Source organism: Paenibacillus sp. J22R160, assembly GCF_059692135.1.
Genome location: NZ_JCAUAU010000003.1, coordinates 62,363 through 81,090, shown reverse-complemented (window position 1 = coordinate 81,090; position 18,728 = coordinate 62,363). Strand labels below are relative to the sequence as shown.

Sequence of the window (18,728 nt, the reverse complement as noted above, 5' to 3'; positions counted from 1 at the left end):
GGTGAGGGCGTTACTGTTATCTTTTATAAGTTGCAAGCTTGGAGCTGCCAATGCCGTTGATAAGCAAATAGAAAGTTGTATACATGGCAAAAATGACAAAGCCTACTAGGACGCAGAAAATAATTGCTTCTTTGTGAATGCTCTCTTGCAGGGTCCCCACGATATCGATGTCCAGCAGGGCATCCCAGCTATTCAGTCGATATTCTCTGCCCAGAAGAATGCCATACCCGCTTAGCAGTGAGGTTGCGATCATGAGGAGCCATGAGATGATGCGGCCCCAACGTTTCATCATAATGACATGGATCATATACATGGAGCTGCATCCTAGCAATAACCCATTCCACGCATATAAAAAAATCGTGAAAAAGTCATTCCAATAGGCCATGCTCCAGGATTTTTTCTGTATGTACAAGTCCTTCAAAAGCGTTAAATGAATGAAATCAGTTATAATATACGGGGCATTGGGCAGGAACAAAAGCCAGGCTAGTCCAAAGATGAACATGAAAATATGGCCAATAACCGAAGGTCGGCGTGTATGTAACCAATAAGCAAGCAATGCGAAGAGATTGGGGATCCAGGCAAGGAATAGATTCCAGTTCAGAAATTCAAAGTACGTTTGGTTTTTGAAAAACAGGTAGATGCCAATCGTGCATAAAGAAAGCAGGGCAAGTAAAAGCTGCAGAATCCATTGATTTATCGTTTTCATGCTGAGCTCCAATCCAATGTCCGTCTCGTAAGTCATCTATATTTTACCAATTAAACCTGCATGCAACAAGCAGAAAAACCCGTATCCCTTGTGAGGAATACGAGCTGTAAGCCGCCTATAAGGATGCTATAAGATTTGTTCGCCCAGCAGTGAGCTAATGAGACCAGCAGCTAGCTGCGAGGTTTTGTTGTTATCGTCGAGCAGCGGGTTGACCTCTACGAATTCGGCAGAAGTAACGATGCCTGTTTCGTGCAGCATCTCTAGAGCGAGATGGGCTTCGCGGAAGTGAAGTCCGCCTTTAACGGCTGTGCCGGTTCCCGGCGCTTCGAGCGGGTCTAAGGAATCAACATCAAAGCTAACATGAACACCGTCCGTTTTACCGCTAATATAAGCGATTGCATCCTGCATGATAGCGGCCATCCCTTTGCGATCAATATCATGCATGGTATAGCACTTGATGCCGAGTGAACGAATCAGCTTTTTCTCACCCCCATCCAGTGAACGGGACCCGATAAGGACGATGTTTTCCGGCTTCACCTTGGCTTGATCTCCTTTAATGCCGGTGAGCAAAGGGTGCCCCATCCCAATGCTAACTGCGAGTGACATGCCGTGAATATTGCCGGTTGGACTCGTGTCCGCCGTATTTAAATCAGAATGCGCATCAACCCATATGACGCCTAAATTCGTATAATGCCCGGATAAACCGGCAAGTGTCCCAATGGCAATGCTGTGATCGCCGCCAATAACTAAGGGGAATTGCCCTTGCTGCACAACCTTGGAAACTTGCTCAGCCAAGCGAGTATTTACGTCTATAACTTCAGCTAAATATTTTAAATTGGTTTTGTCCACCTCAGGCGGGAGCGGAGCTGCTGTATCATTCGGGAGACGAATCTCCGCCACATGCTGAATCGATATATCCATTTGCTGCAAGCCCCGCAATAAGCCTGCTTGAAATATGGCTTTAGGTCCTTTACTAGCCCCGCGTCGGCCTGCTCCAAGATCAAATGGCACGCTAATCGCAGCAATCGTCGGTTTGGTACTCATACGATCAACTCCTCTTGTTTGGATGGGGTTGCAAGAAATTCCGTTACCTTCTGACTAACATTCCCAAATTCATAAGAACCCATGCTCCTATACTATATGAAAAAAGAACCTTCCGTTCCACACTTATTGTGGGTTAAGAAGGTCTCTTTTGTCGAGGTTAAAATGCCCAGTTGCCCTTGCGGAAAATAGGTTCAATACGGCCGTCTGCGTGCTCACCGTCAATATCCATGTCGGCAGAGCCGACCATGAAGTCAACATGGATTAAGCTGTCGTTAAGGCCTGCTTCGCGCTGCTCATCCTTGGACATGGAAGGTCCGCCTTCCACGCAAGTAGGGAAAGCTCTTCCCAAAGCCAAGTGATTTGAAGCATTTTCATCAAAAAGTGTATTGAAAAAGATCAGATTCGAGTTGGAAATCGGTGAATCATGCGGAACAAGCGCGATTTCGCCTAAATAATGGGCGCCTTCATCCATTTCGATCATCGCTTTCAAGGACTCAAAACCTACCTCGGCTGTATAGTCGACGACACGTCCGTTATCGAAGGTGATCGTAAAGTTGTCGATCAAATTCCCTTGATAGCTTAGCGGCTTCGAACTGCTTACGGTGCCCTGTGTCCCTAGTCGATTTGGTGAAATAAACACTTCTTCTGTCGGGATATTCGGGTTGAATTCAAAGCCTCCCGTTCCGTTGGTTGCTGATCCGCCGCGCCAAATGTGGTTTTTCGGCAGCTCGACACTTAGCTCTGTGCCCGGGGCACGGTAATGAATTTTATGGAACTGCTTCTCGTTAAGCTGTTCTCTTTTGCTGCGCAGCGTTGCGTTATGCTCGTGCCAAATTTGCACAGGATTGTCTTGATCAACGCGCGTCGCTTTGAAAATCGCGTCCCATAGGGCATCCATGGCAGCTTCTTCCTCCAAGTGCGGGAACACCTTAGAGGCCCAGGCTGGAGTAGGCGCAGCAGCAATCGACCAGGTCATGAAATAGGAGGACATGCTTTCTCTCCATTTGACCAGTTTAGGTCCTGCTGCCTTGGAGTTTGCGGCAATACGCGCGGGATCGACGCCTTTGAGTAGCTCAGGATCTACGGCATCGATCAATAGGTAAGCGCCGTTATTTTCCGCTAAATCATTAAGTGCTTGCGAGCGCCAGGTAGGATACTCGTGAAAAGCTTCCTCTGGTGCATGCATATATTTAATTTGTGTGCTGATTTCATCTTGCCATTCGATATGTACGTGTTTGGCTCCTGCTTCATAAGCTTTCCGGGAAATGAGTCGCACAAGAGCTGGATGGAGAATGGGAGCGTTAATCCATAGCGTTTGCCCGGATTGGATATTTACACCCACGCGGACGATAAGCTCCGCATATTTATCAAGATTGTGTTCAAAGGTCATAGAAATCCTCCTTTTTTCTATAGCTTGCTAGCAGTTTATCGTGGAGTTTGTAAACTGTCAAATAAATTTTACCGTCGTTCTTTCATGAAGGTGCTGGGGTTAGTGCCATGCCACTTGCGGAATTGATTAGTGAAGTGATTATAGTTTTGAAAACCAACGTCATAGCAAACGTCCGAGGCGCTCCGCTGCGTATGCTCAAGCAGGAGAGCGGCTTGCTGAATGCGCATTCGGTTGAGGGAATCAATGATGGAGTACCCCGTGCTGGCTTTAAAAAGATGGGCAAGTCGCGATGAGGAGAGCCCGACATGCTGAGCCAATTCTTCGATGCGGATAGGCTCGCGCATCTGCTGGGACAAGAGGTGAAGGACCTCTTCAATGCGAGGGTCCATTTTGCGGCTTGTTTTCTGCGCCATGATGAGCAGGATTTCCCGCAAGGAGGAAAGGATCAGCTCAAACCAGTATTCCCCGCGTTCTCTGGAATCCTGCAGGATGCGTGCGAAAGCTTGATAAATGCGCTCCCGGAGCGACTCGCTTTCAATGGCGAGGACAAGCTGCTCTTCCTTCGGCAGCAGATTCGTCTCTGCGAGGATGGACGGAAAATGAGCCCAAACAAAGTGCCAATGATGATGTTTCCTCGTACCATAATGCTGCGGAGTTCCTGGGGCAAGCAGCGTGAGATCCCCTGCTCGGCAGCGCCTTTCATTTCCGTTATGTTTGAAGTAACCTTCCCCGTCTAACGTGAAGCAAAGGAGCCAATCGTTACGTCCTTCAGGGCGAATGGTGACATAGGAATCCGATTCATTGAAATGCCCGGCCAAGAACGTGTTTGCTTCGTTATTCATGAAGATCCTTCCTTCCTGATAGCTGCATGCTGATGAATTGAGTATATCAGAAAATAGCAGGATTGTAGGATTAATTAGCAGCATTCTTACTTCTTGGATTGCGCAATATTCGATATGCTGAAAGCATGAAGAATAATAGATAATTTGGAGGGAAGATCAGATGTCCAAAACCTTGCTTAAACTAACCAAAGAGCAAAAACAGCATTTTGAACGTGACGGTTATTTGATCGTTAAAGGCTTATTTTCAGAGGATAACTTGGCAGAAATTGATGCTACTTTTGAAGAGATGTCGATGCAGACGGTACCTGGCTATTTTGAACCCGATTTGCAGGCGGACGTATCGGATCCTCTGAAGCGTTATCCGCGTGTCATGCATCCGCACCGTTTTAATGAGACAGCAAAGAAGTATATGCTGCATCAGCCGGTGATGGAGGTGTTAGCTGATTTGTATGAGGAGGAAGCACTGGCTGCGCAGAGTATGTTCTATTACAAACCGCCAGGCTCTCGCGGCCAAGCGCTGCACCAGGATAACTTTTATTTGCAGGTTGAGCCAGGTAACTGCATTGCCGCCTGGACGGCTATAGATGCCGCAGATGAGCAAAACGGCGGTCTACTCGTCGTGCCCAAAACGAATACGCTGGAGCTTTCTTGCCCGGATCTTGCAGATGACAAAGAATCATTTACCACGCATTACGTGAAGCCGCCAAAAGACGAAAAGGCAATGCCTGTCGTCATGGAACGAGGCGACGTGTTGTTTTTTAACGGCAATCTCATCCATGGCTCGTATCGCAACAAAACAAAAGATCGCTTCCGCAGGGCGTTCATCTGCCATTATGCCAATGATTCCGCTACGCATATTAATCAACATTATTGCCCTTTGTTCCGCCAAAACGGCGAAACCGTCGATCTGGAAAATAATCCTGGCGGCGGGCCTTGCGGTGATGAGTTCCAAGTTGCTTACCCGCATTAAGGCGATACAATCTGCTGAAAAGTAAGGGACTGTTCCTTAACCAGACACTGGTCAGGGGGGCGGTCCTTTTTACATTGTTGCTAGGAATTCATTTATTTGGTATGGAAAATGTTCAATTGCTCACAATAGGGGAGGGGTGATTGATTAGATGATGCAGGGATGGATTGCGGGTCTCATGCTTTTTATGCAGATGAATGAAATGGCTGATCAAAGCATCAAGGATGGAAGCTCTCAAATCCAAGCCAATGTGCAGCGTGAAGCTTACAGACTTGATTATGTTGACATACCATTGATCAATAATGAACGATTAGATCGTCTTGTGAATGAAATGGAGAAGAAAGCGTACCGGAAGCCCGTTAATGCTACGATTAGCGATGCGGGAGGGATTGTGAAGGAAATTCCAGGAGCACAGTTGAATCGGCGCGCGTTTGTAGAACAATTTTACAGGCAGTTTTACAGTGAGGGGCCTTTGAAATTCGATGTTCCCGTGCTGCCTATTTATCCGAAAGTAGATAGTGAGCTGCTTGCTAGCATCCGCGTGCATCCAATCGGTTATTATGTGACGTACTTTAATTCAAATAATAAGCACCGCTTTACGAATATTAAGCTCGCTACTCAGGCGATAAACAATTACGTGGTTCTCCCGAACGAAACGTTCTCTTTTAACCGGGTGGTTGGCGTTCGTACGCGCGGAAGAGGCTACATGCCAGCCAAAGTCATTGTCAGGGGAGAATTCTCTGAAGGGATTGGCGGCGGTATTTGTCAAACCTCCTCGACTCTTTTTAATGCAGTGGACCGGGCTGGTCTGACGATTGTAGAAAGGTACTCTCACAGCAGATCGGTACCCTATGTACCTTCTGGAAGAGACGCGACCGTGAACTGGGGTGGCCCAGATTTTAGTTTCAAAAATAACTATAATCAGCCGATCCTCATCAGAGCGCAGGCTTTGCCCGGTAGAGTGTATGTTAGCATCTATTCCTCTGAGCTGATAAATCATAAGCCGCGGCACGTTCCTGGCGCTTCCAAGGCTATACCGGAAGAAATAACGGCTAGTGCAGAAGTTGAGTATTTAATTCCTTAGACTTTCGAGAGGTCAATATATGCATATTTCGCAAAATTAAAGCAAAAAATCACAAGACAACACTTCCACCTTCGGCTAAAATAAGGGCAGATCATTCAGGTCGAGAAAGGTGGAAATTTGCTTTATGAAAACGTTTTTAGATGAAAACTTTTTACTTACTAATGAAACCGCTGTTCATTTGTTCCACGAATATGCCAAAGATCTGCCGATTATTGACTATCACTGCCACTTAAGCCCTAAAGAGATTTATGAAAATAAACAATTCAATAACATTACGGAAGCGTGGCTTTACGGCGACCACTATAAGTGGAGAATGATGCGCGCTAACGGCGTTGAGGAGAATAAAGTTACCGGTGAAGCTAGCGACTATGATCGTTTCGTTGCTTGGGCAGGCACACTGCCAATGGCGATCGGCAACCCGCTGTATCTCTGGTCCCATATGGAGCTACGTACATATTTTGGCGTGAATGACTTGATCAATGAACAGAACGCACCTGCAATTTGGGAAAAAGTGAACGCGAAGCTGGCTGAAGGCGGTTCACGCGCCAGAGACCTGATCACGAATTCCAAAGTAACCGTAATCTGCACGACGGACGATCCGGTTGATTCCTTGGAATATCACATTAAAATCAAAGAAATCAAAGATTTCCATACCCAAGTGCTGCCGTCTTACCGTCCTGACAAAGCGCTCGAAATTAACCGAGCTACATTCCTTCCGTGGATCGCTCAACTGGAAAAAGCAGCAAACATCACGATTTCGTCTTACGACGACCTGCTTGCAGGGCTTGAGAGCAGAGCGGAATTCTTTAACTCCGTAGGCTGTAAAGTGTCTGACCATGCTTTGGATTACGTGCCTTTTGGGGTGGCGACCAAAGCAGAAGTTGAACAAATTTTCAAATCCGCCTTGGCTGGTAACGCTGTTAGTCTGGAAGACGAGAAAAAATATAAAGCATTCACTTTGTTGTTCCTAGGCGGCGTTTATAAAAAGCTGGATTGGGCGATGCAGTACCATATCAACGCATCCCGTAACAATAACGGACAAGCTTTTGCAACACTCGGGCCGGACACGGGATTCGACTCCATTAATGATAGCCCTGTAGCTAGCGCGCTTACCGGTTTACTGTCTTCTCTGGCTGTAGCGGATTCGCTGCCAAGAACCATTCTTTACTCATTGAACGCGCGCGACAACGAAATTCTTGCTTCACTGATGGGCAGCTTCCAAGGCGACGGAATCCCAGGCAAAATTCAGCTTGGCGCCGCTTGGTGGTTTAACGATACGAAAGACGGCATGGTTTCGCAGATGAAATCACTCGGCAATTTCGGTTTGCTTGGCCGTTTCGTCGGAATGCTGACTGACTCCAGAAGTTTCTTGTCGTACACGAGACATGATTATTTCCGCAGAATTTTGTGCAACATGTTCGGCGAGTGGGTTGAAGCGGGCGAGTTCCCGAATGACGAGCAGCTGCTCAAGCAATTGGTTCAAGGTATTTCCTACAATAACGCGAAACAATATTTTGGGTTTTAAGAGAAAAAGGCTTCCCGCAAGCAGAGTTATCTGCTTGCGGGGAGCCTTTTTTTGGTTTTGTGGACGCGCGGCTTGGCGCGCTTATGAGCTGCTGCGGGAGGCGATGAGGGGGATCGCGAACTGTCGGGTAGTATAGCAATAAGTAAGAAGCACGTTATAGCAATCAGCAGCCGCAAGCAGCTGCAACCAGCAAGCACGAAGCAGCTACAAGCAGCAAGCACGAAGTAGCTACAACTAGCAAGCACATAGCAAGTACAACCAGCAAGCACGAAGTAGCTACAAGCAGCAAGCACGAAGTAGCTACAACTAGCAAGCACATAGCAAGTACAAGCAGCAAGCACGAAGTAGCTACAAGCAGCAAGCACGAAGTAGCTACAAGCAGCAAGCACATAGCAAGTACAACCAGCAAATCCATACAACTAGTCACAAGCCCGTACTCTCAAGCAGCATCATCAGTAACAGCATAAGTCCCCAAACAGGAGTAGCAAGCCATTAGCACTAACTAGTCACAAGCCATACTCTCAAGCAGCATCATCGGTACCAGCATCAGCCACCAAACAGGACTAGCAATCCACCAACACTGACTAGTCACAAGTTATACTCTCAAGCAGCATCCACCAATATCAGCATCAATAACCATGCGCAGTCGAAATAACTGGAATTTCTACTGTTATTTTCATGTAATTCAACTAGTTAATTCCAATTAGAGGGAAATTCTCCTGCTAATTCAATCACATGACCTCAGATCACACCATTTCTAGGAAATTAGAGGTGGAATTTCCCTCTAATTTGCATTAGCATTCTCGAAAGGAAAAATTAACAGTACTTTTTCCAGTTATTCTCCATCCAATCCCGATTTAACCCATCCAACGCGATCCACCCACCAACTACTGGCTCAGCCGCATTATCTTCCGACACTCAAGCGGCGTCTGCGAGGTGACCTGCTTAAATACGCGGCCAAAATGGGCCACACTATCGAAGCCCGATTGCTCCGCAATGTGAATAACCTTCAGCTTCGTTTCTCTTAGCAGCCGCTGAGCTTCCCGAATCCGCACATTGTTCAAGTACTCAACGAACGAAAAACCCGTTGTCTCTTTAAAAGAACGGCAAAAATAGCTGGGACTAATATAAAACGTCTCCGAGATCGAAGCAAGCGTCAGCCGATTCCGGTACTGCTCGTTGATATAAGCCACAATCTCAAAAATTTTGGGATTGTGGGATTGCGCATGATCTTGAGCCGTGCTCATCTTATCAGTCAAGCGCGAGCAGAAAATCAGCAACTGCGTAAGCAGTGCGCGACTGTTTAATTGCCATCCACCGAGCGCCTGCTGCTGCTCACGGAGCAGTTGAAACAGCAGATTCTCAACGAGGGTACGATTCGTACCGCTCAACGAGAATACATGCTGCTTTTGCACGAAAGGCACTAGCAGATGCGTCGAAGCATCTTCACCAATGGAGCGAATCCATCTATCATCGAAGCTTAGCAAAATGCGCTCATGCGTCTCCGCATTGACATTTCGCGTTTTGTGCAGCTGATTTTTATCAATAAAAACGAGGTCGCCTTCTTGAATGAAGTACGAGCGGTCTTGTATAAAGTAGTAGCGTTTACCACTCAGCAAATAGTAGATTTCATAATGATCATGGAAATGATTCACCTGCATGGAGTAGGGCCGATCTCTGCGCAGTCTTTCGATTTCATATTGGATCACAAGGGACACCTCTTCGATCACTCAAACTAAAATGTACTGTTATTATAGCAAAATATGCAAGGATTGAAAGACATTAGATAAGATTTGATTAGAAACACAGCAAATATTGTATTAATCTTGAGGTAAGAAAACTTAATCTCGAGAGGGGCTTAACCGGTTATGAAAAAACGTTATGCTGTCGTCGGCACCGGAGGACGGGCCGAATTTTTCTATGGCGCTATTGTCAGGGATTTCCAAGATACATCGGAATTGGTTGCAATCTGCGATATTAATCAAACGAGAATGGACTTTACAAACGGTTTGCTGCAAAAAAAATACGAATATAAGGCTGTCCCCACTTATAAAGCGCATGAATTCGAAGAGATGATCCGCAGAGAAAAGCCGGATTATGTCATTGTAACTTCCGTTGATCGCACGCATCACACGTACATTATTAAAGCGATGGAGCTAGGCTGCGATGTCATTTCCGAGAAACCGATGACGGTGGATGAAGAGAAATGCCAAGAGATTCTTGATGCGATCAAGCGGACAGGTCGTCAGCTTCGCGTAACTTTCAATTACCGCTATGCACCCCACAATACGAAAATCCGCGAGCTGATCATGGATGGAACTATTGGCGACGTGCATTCCGTGCATTTCGAGTGGCTGCTTAACACCCAGCATGGCGCTGACTATTTCCGCAGATGGCACCGGGATAAGCGCAATGGCGGCGGTCTGCTCGTACACAAATCGACGCATCATTTCGACCTTGTGAACTTCTGGCTGGGAACGCGTCCCGAAACTGTTTATGCAATGGGTGGATTAATGTTCTACGGCAGAGAAAATGCCGAGAAACGCGGCGAGACCAAGTTCTATCAACGCGCGACAGGCAACGAGAATGCGAAGGATGATCCGTTTGCGCTGCATTTGGATAAAAACGAGCACCTCAAAGGCTTATATTTAAATGCGGAGCATGAAGACGGTTATCAGCGCGATCAAAGTGTTTTCGGCGACGGTATTAACATCGAAGATACGATGGGCGTTATGGTTCGCTACAAAAATAAAGCGATTCTGACCTACTCTTTGAATGCTTACATGCCATGGGAAGGCTTCAATGTGCATATTAACGGCAGCAAAGGCCGTATTGAAATGAAAGTTGTCGAGCAATCATATGTCAATTCCGGCGGTAAAAAAGAAGATGAAGGCGCTTTGAAGGAGAAAACGATCAAGGTATTCCCTATGTTCGCGGCACCTTATCAGGTTCAGATCGAAGAAGGCGTTGGCGGTCACGGTGGCGGAGACCCTGTGCTGCTTCGAGATATTTTCGAAAAAGCATCTGACGATCGCTTCCAAAGAGCAGCTTCTCATGTAGACGGCGCTATGTCTATTCTTACTGGCATCGCGGGCAACATTTCACTGCGCACTGGACAACCTGTTGCGGTAGATAAATTAGTCACTTTTTAACAACTGAGAGTGAGGAGACGGTATGTGGAATCCAGATGCCATCATGGAGAATCTCTATCTCTCCTATGAGCAGAAACGTCTAGCACAGATGAGGGAAGAGAGTGCCGACCAGACTAGGGAGAGGCTTAAGCAAGGGCTAGCTAATTCGCTGCAGATAGGATTGATGACGAAGGATGAGCTTCGCCCTGTTCTTCTTGATCGTGTCGAACGGGAGGATCATATTCAGGAGCGAATTGAATTTGGGACGGTGTCGGGATTCCGTGTCCCTGCTTATGTGCTGATCCCCAAGGGTACAAAAGAGCGATCAGCCGCAGTCCTTGCCCTGCATGGGCATGGCTATGGCAGCAGGCAGATTTCCGGCATGCATGCGGATGGTACCGAAAATACCGGAGAACCGGATTCTCATGGCAATTATGCGCTTGAATTAGTGAGACGCGGCTTTATCGTCATGGTGCCGGAAATTATCGGTTTCGGCGATCGCCGATTGGCCGAGGAGCTGAAGGATGGGAAAGTCGGCAACTCCTCTTGCCAAGCGCTCGCTTCCCAGCTGCTGCTGTACGGCATATCGCTGGCAGGGCTGCGCGTGCAGGAAGCGCAGCGGGCCATCGATTATCTGCTGGCACGCGAAGATGTCGAAGGCGGCAGCGTAGGCTGCTTTGGCTTCTCAGGCGGCGCCTTAATTGCTTCTTACGCAGCGGCTTTGGATGAACGCGTCAAGGCTACCGTGTTATGCGCTTTTGCGAATACGTTCAAGGGCAGTATTATGCATGTTCGGCACTGCATTGACAACTACTTGCCAGGCGCGCTGGCCTATGCGGAGCTGCCTGACTTAATGGGGCTAATTGCACCTCGTTCGTTATTCATAGCTTCTGGCAGGCAGGATCGGATTTTCCCGGTAGCTACGACGGAAGTGGCGATCGAGCAATTGAAGCGCGAGTACACGAAAGCTGGTGCGGCTGAGCGATTGGGATTCCATTTGTACGAAGGTAAACACGAAGTGAATGGGATCCAGGCGCATCCTTGGCTTGTCGAGGCTATGAGCAGAGAGCTGTCCGGTAATTAACCGGCGGCTCTTTTGCTTTCTATCGTTATCTTTCTATGCTACCCTTTAGGGAGAGTTAACAAGGTGGTGTGCCTCTTTTGAAAAGAATATTAATTACAGGATATAAAGCATCAGAGCTAGGCATTTTTTCACTCAAACATCCAGGCATTTCGATTATTAAAAAAGCGATCCAAAAGAGACTTACTCCGCTGATTGAAGAGGGACTTGAATGGGTTGTCGTCAGTGGCGGATGGGGTGTCGAGTTGTGGGCGGCGGAAGCTGTTCTTGACCTTAGAGCCAACATCTACCCAGAGCTCAAATTGGCAGTAATCACGCCTTTTTTGGAGCAAGAAGAGAAGTGGAGCGACGAGAAGAAGAATAGCTACACGAGCGTTATAACTCGGGCTAATTACGTAAATAGCATCACGAAAACGAAATATGAGGGACCTTGGCAGTTTAAGGAACGGGACAAGTTCCTGCTGCGCAACTCGGACGGCATTCTTCTTGTCTATGATGAGGATACAGAAGGGTCTCCGAAGTTCATGAAACTGCAAGCGGCGCAGGTGGCGGCTCATCATGACTACCCAATCATCACGATTAATGCCAGCGATTTGCAAAATGTCGCCGAAGATGAACAGGATGTTGAGCACGGGGATCAGTGGGGGGATGTGGACGCCCAACATCCAAGCGGTCCCACCGAATATGAGGAAATATAAGCGTGTTGCATCTTACGCCCGGGTGACTCCCGGCAGCATGCCGACAAAAGCGCTTAATGAACTGCTTATAAAAGCATCCCTACGCGTGATGAATTCCGTTTTGATGAACCGGTAAGGCTGTGGCATCTCAAAGGTGCGGATTAAACCTTCCTTTTCGTGCTTTTGTATGACCGCTTTGGGCATGAGCGATATCCCTAATCCAGCGGTTACACCGTCAATAATGGCTTCAAGCATACCGAACTCCATGATGATCGGTTGTGATTTGCCAATGGACTGCAGCCATTGATCCAGAACGTCGCGATAGGAACAGCCTGTGTTGAAGACAAGAATAGGCTTCGTCAAGGCTTCGGAAAGTGTGGCAACGCCAGGACCGGCAGCGACGACCAATTCCTCTTCCTATGTTTGAATGGACTGCAAATCAGGATGCGCGCAGGAACAACCGATGAATGCGCCATCGAGCTCATAGTGAAGCACCTTTTCAATCAAAAATTGCGTATGCCCGGTTGTTAAAGATAGCTGTCCCTGTGGTTTTATTTGCTTCGCAGCGGAGACCCTGCCAAAACGAGTGCTTTCTTGTTCGCGGTAATGGGAATCGGGTGTGAGCTGGGAAAAGGATATCAATTTCTATTGGATGAAATCCAATAAATTGGGGGATTTACTGGTCGAAATTGAGCTTTCATTGGATGGAATCCAATGAGAGCAATCGCGAAGGTGATGAAACAGTGGAAATATGGCCGACTCACTGGATTTTGTCCAATGAGATGGCTGTTTCAGGGGGAAATATGGCAGTTTCATTGGAATTCATCCAATGAAAGTAGCGGGAGGGTGCTCTTTTGACAGTCCTCTTAGAGGGAGGAACTACGGGCCGCTATTTCACAGAAAATCTGCATTTTCCAACAGTCTCGGGAACTACGATCCGCTATTTTGCTAATTTCACCAGAAAAGCTTGACATGGACGGGGAAGATCCTGTAGTTCCGCTCAGAGAGGAAACAGCTTGTTTTCCTTTAAATAGGGGACTCAAGTTCCCCTAAGAAGAGGTAGAAGGCGGCTGTGTGGAGAATAGTGAGATGGATGGTGGTAGGTTAGAAAAGTATCATATACGAAAGTCCGGCGGATTGAATCCTGAATCCAGCCAGGCTTTTTTTATGCTTTAAGGGCTAGGCTCAGTCGTCGCAGAAGGCACCAGGGCCCATTCCCCGAAGCAATTAGTTCTTAACCATTGCTGCGGAACTCTGAGTTTTTAACACCTCCATCCCCCTCCATGGAGGTGTTTTTCCTCCTTCTTTTAATCAAAGATAAACAAAAACAAAAATAATTATTCAAAAATAAACAAAGATGTGATACGATAAATCCATCAAAAACAAACACATCATGGGATGTGAAGAGGAGAGACTTTGGGCAGCGCTCAGAGACCCCTATACTAGGAGGGTACTTATGGTTGCGAATTTGTGGGAAGCAGAAAAGGCGAGTAACGTATCAAAAGGTGTAGAGGAATTGGTTTACCGCTCCAATTTACTTGGAACAGATCGTGCTGTTGCTAACTGGGGCGGGGGCAATACGTCATACAAAACGATCGAAAAAGATTTCCGTGGCCGAGACGTTGAAGTGATGTGGGTCAAAGGAAGCGGTTCTGACCTAGCGACGATGAAAGCAAAGAATTTCACAGGTCTTCGTATGGAAGACATTCGTCCTTTGTATGAAAGAGACGAAATGTCCGATGAGGAAATGGTTGCTTACCTTGTGAACTGCATGATCGACAGCAAACATCCGCGTGCTTCCATTGAAACACTGCTGCATGCTTTCTTACCGTTCAAACACGTAGATCACACACATCCGGATGCGATTATCTCGCTGTGCTGCGCACACAATGGCCGTGAGCTGGCGAAGGAAATCTACGGCGACCGCTTCGTATGGGTACCTTACGTACGTCCTGGTTTCACACTGTCCAAAATGATCGCTGAAGGCGTAAGAAACAATCCAAATGCTGAGCTAGTGCTGATGGAGAAGCACGGTCTGGTTACTTGGGGCGAAACGTCCGAGGAGAGCTACCTCAAAACACTTGCCATCATCAATGAAGCTGAAAGCTTTATCGAAGCGCGAGTTCATGAGGACAGCTTGTACAGCGGCTCCAAATTCGAATCCCTTTCCGATTCCGAGCGTAACGACATTTTGGCGCAAGTACTGCCAACGGTTCGCGGAGCTGTAAGCAAAGAGAAGAAAATGATTCTAACAGTAGACAGCGCAGACGATGTATTGAAGTTCGTTAACAGCAAAGATGCGGCTGTCCTGTCACAAGTAGGCGCAGCTTGTCCGGATCACTTGGTTCATACAAAAATGAAGCCGCTGTACATCGACTGGAATCCGAATTCCCGTGATGCCGCTTCCCTGACGGAAGCATTACAAGCCGGCATTGCTGCTTACAAAGAAGAGTACAAAGCATACTTCGAGCGCAACAAAAATGAAGGCGACGTTATTTTCGAAACGGCTCCTCGCGTTATTTTGATCCCAGGAATCGGGATGATTAACACAGGCAAAAGCTGGGCTATGGCGCAAGTCAGCGGCGCGCTTTACCACCGTGCAATCTCCGTTATGAGAGGCGCAACTGCACTTGGAACTTTCGTTTCCTTGAGCGAAAATGAGTCTTATAACGTGGAATACTGGCCACTTGAATTATATAAATTGACACTTGCACCTGCAGAAGCGGAATTCTCCCGCAAAATTGCTTTCATCACTGGCGGCGCAGGTGGAATCGGCAGCGTAACGGCTCGCCAATTCCTCAAAGAAGGCGCACACGTTGTGCTGGCTGACTTGAATCTGGAAGGCGCACAAAAGTTAGCGGCTGAGTTGAACGAGCAATACGGCGAGAACAGAGCCATTGCTGTGAAAATGGATGTAACGAAGGAAGAAGAAGTGGATTCGGCTTACCGCGAATCGATTCTTAGCTACGGCGGTATTGATGTAATCGTGAATAATGCGGGTCTTGCGACATCGAGTCCTTTCGATGAAACGTCCCTCAAAGAGTGGAACCTGAACATGAACGTGCTCAGCACAGGATATTTCTTGGTAGCTAGAGAAGCTTTTAAAATTATGAAAAAGCAAAATGTTGGCGGCAGCATGGTATTCGTCGGCTCCAAAAACTCGGTATTTGCAGGTAAAAATGCTTCTGCTTACTCAACAGCGAAAGCGGCAGAAATTCACTTGGCGCGTTGTATCGCAGCTGAAGGCGGAGAATACGGCATTCGCGTGAACTCTGTACTGCCGGATGCCATTCTCCAAGGTTCCGCGATTTGGAATTCCAACTGGCGCAATGAGCGCGCTGCGGCTTACGGCATCGAACCAGATCAACTCGAAGAGCACTACCGCAAAAGAACGACATTGCTTGTTAACATTTTCCCGAAAGACGTTGCGGAAGCCATCGTGTACTTCTCATCTTCCAAAGCTGAGAAAACGACAGGCTGTATGATTACCGTTGACGGCGGCGTTCCGGCTGCATTTACCCGTTAATCCGTTCCATATCCAAAAGGAGGCTATTCCCATGAGTGATAAAGCATATGCGCTGTTTGAAGAGCTGCAAACAAGTAGAGGTATTGATCTGACTGCTGTAAAAGCCAAGCTGAAAGCCCTCAAAGTAGAAACGCCATCTTGGGGTTACGGGGATTCCGGAACTCGCTTCAAAGTGTACAAGCAAAACGGTGTGCCACGTAATCCTTTTGAGAAATTCGAGGATGCTGCGCAGGTTCATAAACTGACGGGTGTTTGCCCGTCGGTTGCGATCCACATTCCTTGGGATAAAGTGGACGATTACGCGAAATTGAAGCAGCATGCAGCTGATTTAGGCGTTTCCATCGGAGCAGTGAATCCGAACCTCTTCCAAGAAGATGATTATATTTTCGGAAGCGTGACGAATTCGAACGCAGCCATTCGTCGCAAAGCGACGGATCATTTGCTGGAGTGCGTAGACATCGCCAAAACCGTTGGTTCTGACATCCTGAGTTTATGGTTTGCTGACGGCTCCAACTACCCAGGCCAAGTCGACATTCGCGCTCGCAAAACTTGGATGTATGAATCGCTCAAAGAGATGTACAATGCAATGACTCCTAACATGCGGATGCTGATCGAATACAAATTCTATGAGCCTGCCTTCTACCATACGGATTTGGCGGATTGGGGCATGGCGTTCAACATGGCGAATAAGTTGGGTCCTCAAGCAGAAGTGCTTGTAGACACAGGCCACCACCCGCAAGGCACGAACATTGAGCACATCGTGACTTATTTGTTAGATGAAAATAAACTTGGCGGCTTCCACTTCAATTCCCGCAAATATGGGGATGATGATTTGATCGTAGGATCCGTGAATCCATACGAATTGTTCCTGATTTTCTACCAAATCATTGATGCGGCGAGCGACAAAAACCCGCAAATCCGTCAGGCTGCAAACAACATTGCGTACATGATTGATCAAAGCCATAATATCGAGCGCAAAATCCCAGCAATGCTGCGATCTGTCCTGAACGTTCAAACGCAATATGCCAAAGCTCTTCTCATCAACCTTGATGAAGTGAGAGATGCGCAAGAGCGTCAAGACGTCCTTGGTGCGGAAGATGCGGTTCGGAAAGCATTCGAATTCGATGTGACACCGCTGCTGCAAGCTGTTCGCGAAGAAATCGGCGTGCCGGTTGATCCGATGAAAGCTTATCTGGAAAGCGGCTACGATGAAAGCATTAACGTGCGCGGCAAAGGCGGTGCGAGCTGGTGAGTAAACCCTCAAGCGTTCTGGCCTTTGATTTGGGAGCAAGCAGCGGCAGAGCGATCGTCGGACGCCTTGATTCTGAAGCGGGCCAAGTGACGATCGAGGAGATTCACCGCTTTTCGAATGATCCAGTGAAGGTGGGCGACCATCTTCACTGGGACATTTTGCGCTTGTTTCATGAGTTGAAACAAGGCATTTTACAGACGAGGCAGCTAGGTTATACGGATATCGAGAGTTTGGCGATCGATTCCTGGGCGGTAGATTTCGGTCTGCTTTCCAAGAACGGCGAGCTTCTAGGCAATCCATATCATTACCGTGATCACCAGACTGACCATGTAATGGAGAAGGTATTCGCAAAAGTCGGACGTGAAAAGCTTTATGCCAAAACAGGGCTCCAGTTTCTGCAATTCAACTCGATTTTTCAACTTGCTGCAATCAAAGAAAGAAACCCGGAACTGCTGGAACGTGCGGAAACACTGCTCATGATTCCAGATTTGCTCCGCTATTTTCTGACTGGGGAAAAACATAGCGAATTCACGAACTCTACGACCACTCAGCTTTTGAATGCTACAACGAAGACGTGGGATGCAGAGCTTCTTGAGCAGCTTGAACTGCCAGCCCGTTTGTTGCTGAATCCAGTAGCGTCAGGTACACGAGTAGGTTCATTAACTGAAGATATATGCACGGATCTTGATATTGCTTCCATTCCTGTCATTGCTGTAGGGGAGCACGATACGGCTTCAGCCGTTGTTGCGGTTCCTGCGCTGGACGATCATTTTGCTTTCCTAAGCTGTGGGACTTGGTCCTTGCTCGGAACAGAAACGACGGAACCTGTCCTAACCGAACAGGCTTTGGCTTGGAACTTCACGAACGAAGGCGGCGTGTATGGCACGAATCGTTTACTGAAGAACATCATGGGACTGTGGTTGATTCAAGAGTGCAAGCGGACGTGGGATAAAGAAGGCAAAAACCTCAGCTTTACCGCTCTCGTCAAGCTTGCTGAACAGGCGAAGCCTTTCCAATCCTTCATTGATCCGGATGACGATATGTTCCTTAATCCACAGCATATGCCGAAGCAAATTCGGCAATACTGCCGAGATACGCAGCAGGTTGTCCCACAATCCGAAGGCGAGATCGCGCGCTGCATTTTAGAAAGCCTGGCGTTCAAATATCGCTTTGTTCTGGAATGGACCGAGCAGCTTACAGGCGTTACGTACCCTGGACTTCACATTGTTGGCGGCGGCATTCAAAATGAGCTGCTCTGCCAATTCACTGCGAGCGCTACAGGGCGCGAGGTTTGGGCAGGACCTATCGAGGGTAGTGCCCTGGGAAACCTTGTAGTACAATGGATAGCATTAGGGTATATCGCGAATTTGCGCGAAGCCAGGAAACTGATTCGGAATTCGTTCCCAGTCAAAACGTACATCCCCGAGGATGCTGCGGGTTGGCAGGCGGCGTATGCAACATTTTGTCAGGTGGCGTCCCGATCGAGGATGAAATGAGGGAAGA

At 47.6% G+C, this 18,728-nt stretch carries 17 protein-coding genes; 10 read left to right on the top strand and 7 right to left on the bottom strand.

Annotated elements, in window-relative coordinates:
- Window positions 1–16 precede the first annotated feature (16 nt).
- The 4 genes from AC58UW_RS07490 to AC58UW_RS07475 all read right to left on the bottom strand — a co-directional run bounded on the left by AC58UW_RS07490 (window position 17) and on the right by AC58UW_RS07475 (window position 3,982).
- Window positions 17–706 (bottom strand): DUF1361 domain-containing protein, encoded by a 690-nt coding sequence (locus AC58UW_RS07490; protein ID WP_497420076.1) that lies wholly within the window; start codon window positions 704–706, stop codon window positions 17–19.
- A gap of 126 nt (window positions 707–832) precedes the next feature.
- Window positions 833–1,750 (bottom strand): arginase, encoded by a 918-nt coding sequence (gene rocF, locus AC58UW_RS07485; RefSeq protein WP_497420075.1) that lies wholly within the window; start codon window positions 1,748–1,750, stop codon window positions 833–835.
- A 157-nt stretch (window positions 1,751–1,907) separates the two neighbouring features.
- Complete coding sequence (locus tag AC58UW_RS07480) at window positions 1,908–3,140, bottom strand: aminopeptidase (protein WP_497420074.1); 1,233 nt, start codon at window positions 3,138–3,140, stop codon at window positions 1,908–1,910.
- A gap of 68 nt (window positions 3,141–3,208) precedes the next feature.
- Window positions 3,209–3,982 carry a helix-turn-helix domain-containing protein gene (locus AC58UW_RS07475; RefSeq protein ID WP_497420073.1) on the bottom strand — a complete coding sequence of 258 codons (774 nt, stop codon included), beginning with the start codon at window positions 3,980–3,982 and terminating at the stop codon, window positions 3,209–3,211.
- 160 nt (window positions 3,983–4,142) lie between these two features.
- Between AC58UW_RS07475 and AC58UW_RS07470 the strand changes: the two genes are divergently transcribed.
- The 3 genes from AC58UW_RS07470 (at window position 4,143) to uxaC (ending at window position 7,558) form a co-directional block, all read left to right on the top strand.
- Window positions 4,143–4,952: a phytanoyl-CoA dioxygenase family protein gene (locus AC58UW_RS07470; RefSeq protein ID WP_497420072.1), complete on the top strand. Its 810-nt coding sequence runs from the start codon at window positions 4,143–4,145 to the stop codon at window positions 4,950–4,952.
- Between the two features lie 148 nt (window positions 4,953–5,100).
- Window positions 5,101–6,033, top strand: a complete 933-nt coding sequence (locus AC58UW_RS07465; protein ID WP_497420071.1) for a VanW family protein — start codon at window positions 5,101–5,103, stop codon at window positions 6,031–6,033.
- Between the two features lie 124 nt (window positions 6,034–6,157).
- Complete coding sequence (gene uxaC / locus AC58UW_RS07460; protein ID WP_497420070.1) at window positions 6,158–7,558, top strand: glucuronate isomerase; 1,401 nt, start codon at window positions 6,158–6,160, stop codon at window positions 7,556–7,558.
- Window positions 7,559–7,721: 163 nt separating this feature from the next.
- On the opposite strand, the gene AC58UW_RS07455 is transcribed toward uxaC, so the two are convergent.
- Both AC58UW_RS07455 and AC58UW_RS07450 read right to left on the bottom strand, forming a co-directional pair.
- On the bottom strand, window positions 7,722–7,973 hold the full coding sequence (locus AC58UW_RS07455; RefSeq protein ID WP_497420069.1) for a hypothetical protein: 252 nt from the start codon (window positions 7,971–7,973) through the stop codon (window positions 7,722–7,724).
- A gap of 472 nt (window positions 7,974–8,445) precedes the next feature.
- Window positions 8,446–9,267 carry a helix-turn-helix transcriptional regulator gene (locus AC58UW_RS07450; RefSeq protein ID WP_497420068.1) on the bottom strand — a complete coding sequence of 274 codons (822 nt, stop codon included), beginning with the start codon at window positions 9,265–9,267 and terminating at the stop codon, window positions 8,446–8,448.
- 159 nt (window positions 9,268–9,426) lie between these two features.
- Between AC58UW_RS07450 and AC58UW_RS07445 the strand changes: the two genes are divergently transcribed.
- The 3 genes from AC58UW_RS07445 to AC58UW_RS07435 all read left to right on the top strand — a co-directional run bounded on the left by AC58UW_RS07445 (window position 9,427) and on the right by AC58UW_RS07435 (window position 12,468).
- A complete protein-coding gene (locus tag AC58UW_RS07445) occupies window positions 9,427–10,710 on the top strand; it encodes a Gfo/Idh/MocA family protein (RefSeq protein ID WP_477501826.1) in 1,284 nt (427 codons plus the stop codon).
- Window positions 10,711–10,732: 22 nt separating this feature from the next.
- Entirely contained in the window at window positions 10,733–11,773 is a 1,041-nt protein-coding gene (locus tag AC58UW_RS07440; RefSeq protein WP_497420067.1) for a dienelactone hydrolase family protein, read from the top strand.
- A gap of 77 nt (window positions 11,774–11,850) precedes the next feature.
- Window positions 11,851–12,468: an SLOG family protein gene (locus AC58UW_RS07435; protein WP_497420066.1), complete on the top strand. Its 618-nt coding sequence runs from the start codon at window positions 11,851–11,853 to the stop codon at window positions 12,466–12,468.
- A gap of 12 nt (window positions 12,469–12,480) precedes the next feature.
- Here the strand turns inward: AC58UW_RS07435 and AC58UW_RS07430 are convergent, their stop codons facing one another.
- Complete coding sequence (locus tag AC58UW_RS07430) at window positions 12,481–12,855, bottom strand: LysR substrate-binding domain-containing protein (RefSeq protein WP_497420065.1); 375 nt, start codon at window positions 12,853–12,855, stop codon at window positions 12,481–12,483.
- A gap of 296 nt (window positions 12,856–13,151) precedes the next feature.
- Between AC58UW_RS07430 and AC58UW_RS07425 the strand changes: the two genes are divergently transcribed.
- The 4 genes from AC58UW_RS07425 to rhaB all read left to right on the top strand — a co-directional run bounded on the left by AC58UW_RS07425 (window position 13,152) and on the right by rhaB (window position 18,721).
- The gene (locus tag AC58UW_RS07425; RefSeq protein ID WP_497420064.1) at window positions 13,152–13,280 is read left to right on the top strand and encodes a hypothetical protein; all 129 of its coding nucleotides are present in this window, start codon (window positions 13,152–13,154) and stop codon (window positions 13,278–13,280) included.
- A gap of 623 nt (window positions 13,281–13,903) precedes the next feature.
- Window positions 13,904–15,973 carry a bifunctional aldolase/short-chain dehydrogenase gene (locus AC58UW_RS07420; protein WP_497420063.1) on the top strand — a complete coding sequence of 690 codons (2,070 nt, stop codon included), beginning with the start codon at window positions 13,904–13,906 and terminating at the stop codon, window positions 15,971–15,973.
- 31 nt (window positions 15,974–16,004) lie between these two features.
- Window positions 16,005–17,225: an L-rhamnose isomerase gene (rhaI, locus tag AC58UW_RS07415; RefSeq protein WP_497420062.1), complete on the top strand. Its 1,221-nt coding sequence runs from the start codon at window positions 16,005–16,007 to the stop codon at window positions 17,223–17,225.
- Window positions 17,219–18,721: a rhamnulokinase gene (rhaB, locus tag AC58UW_RS07410; RefSeq protein ID WP_497420606.1), complete on the top strand. Its 1,503-nt coding sequence runs from the start codon at window positions 17,219–17,221 to the stop codon at window positions 18,719–18,721. Before rhaI ends, rhaB begins: the two co-directional genes overlap by 7 nt.
- Window positions 18,722–18,728 lie beyond the last annotated feature (7 nt).

Bases quoted from the DNA above. Each gene is read 5' to 3' on its own strand.
- AC58UW_RS07490 (WP_497420076.1), bottom strand. From the start codon at position 706: ATGAAAACGATAAATCAATGGATTCTGCAGCTTTTACTTGCCCTGCTT.
- rocF (WP_497420075.1), bottom strand. From the start codon at position 1,750: ATGAGTACCAAACCGACGATTGCTGCGATTAGCGTGCCATTTGATCTT.
- AC58UW_RS07480 (WP_497420074.1), bottom strand. From the start codon at position 3,140: ATGACCTTTGAACACAATCTTGATAAATATGCGGAGCTTATCGTCCGC.
- AC58UW_RS07475 (WP_497420073.1), bottom strand. From the start codon at position 3,982: ATGAATAACGAAGCAAACACGTTCTTGGCCGGGCATTTCAATGAATCG.
- AC58UW_RS07470 (WP_497420072.1), top strand. From the start codon at position 4,143: ATGTCCAAAACCTTGCTTAAACTAACCAAAGAGCAAAAACAGCATTTT.
- AC58UW_RS07465 (WP_497420071.1), top strand. From the start codon at position 5,101: ATGATGCAGGGATGGATTGCGGGTCTCATGCTTTTTATGCAGATGAAT.
- uxaC (WP_497420070.1), top strand. From the start codon at position 6,158: ATGAAAACGTTTTTAGATGAAAACTTTTTACTTACTAATGAAACCGCT.
- AC58UW_RS07455 (WP_497420069.1), bottom strand. From the start codon at position 7,973: ATGGATTTGCTGGTTGTACTTGCTATGTGCTTGCTGCTTGTAGCTACT.
- AC58UW_RS07445 (WP_477501826.1), top strand. From the start codon at position 9,427: ATGAAAAAACGTTATGCTGTCGTCGGCACCGGAGGACGGGCCGAATTT.
- AC58UW_RS07440 (WP_497420067.1), top strand. From the start codon at position 10,733: ATGTGGAATCCAGATGCCATCATGGAGAATCTCTATCTCTCCTATGAG.
- AC58UW_RS07425 (WP_497420064.1), top strand. From the start codon at position 13,152: ATGGAATCCAATGAGAGCAATCGCGAAGGTGATGAAACAGTGGAAATA.
- AC58UW_RS07420 (WP_497420063.1), top strand. From the start codon at position 13,904: ATGGTTGCGAATTTGTGGGAAGCAGAAAAGGCGAGTAACGTATCAAAA.
- rhaI (WP_497420062.1), top strand. From the start codon at position 16,005: ATGAGTGATAAAGCATATGCGCTGTTTGAAGAGCTGCAAACAAGTAGA.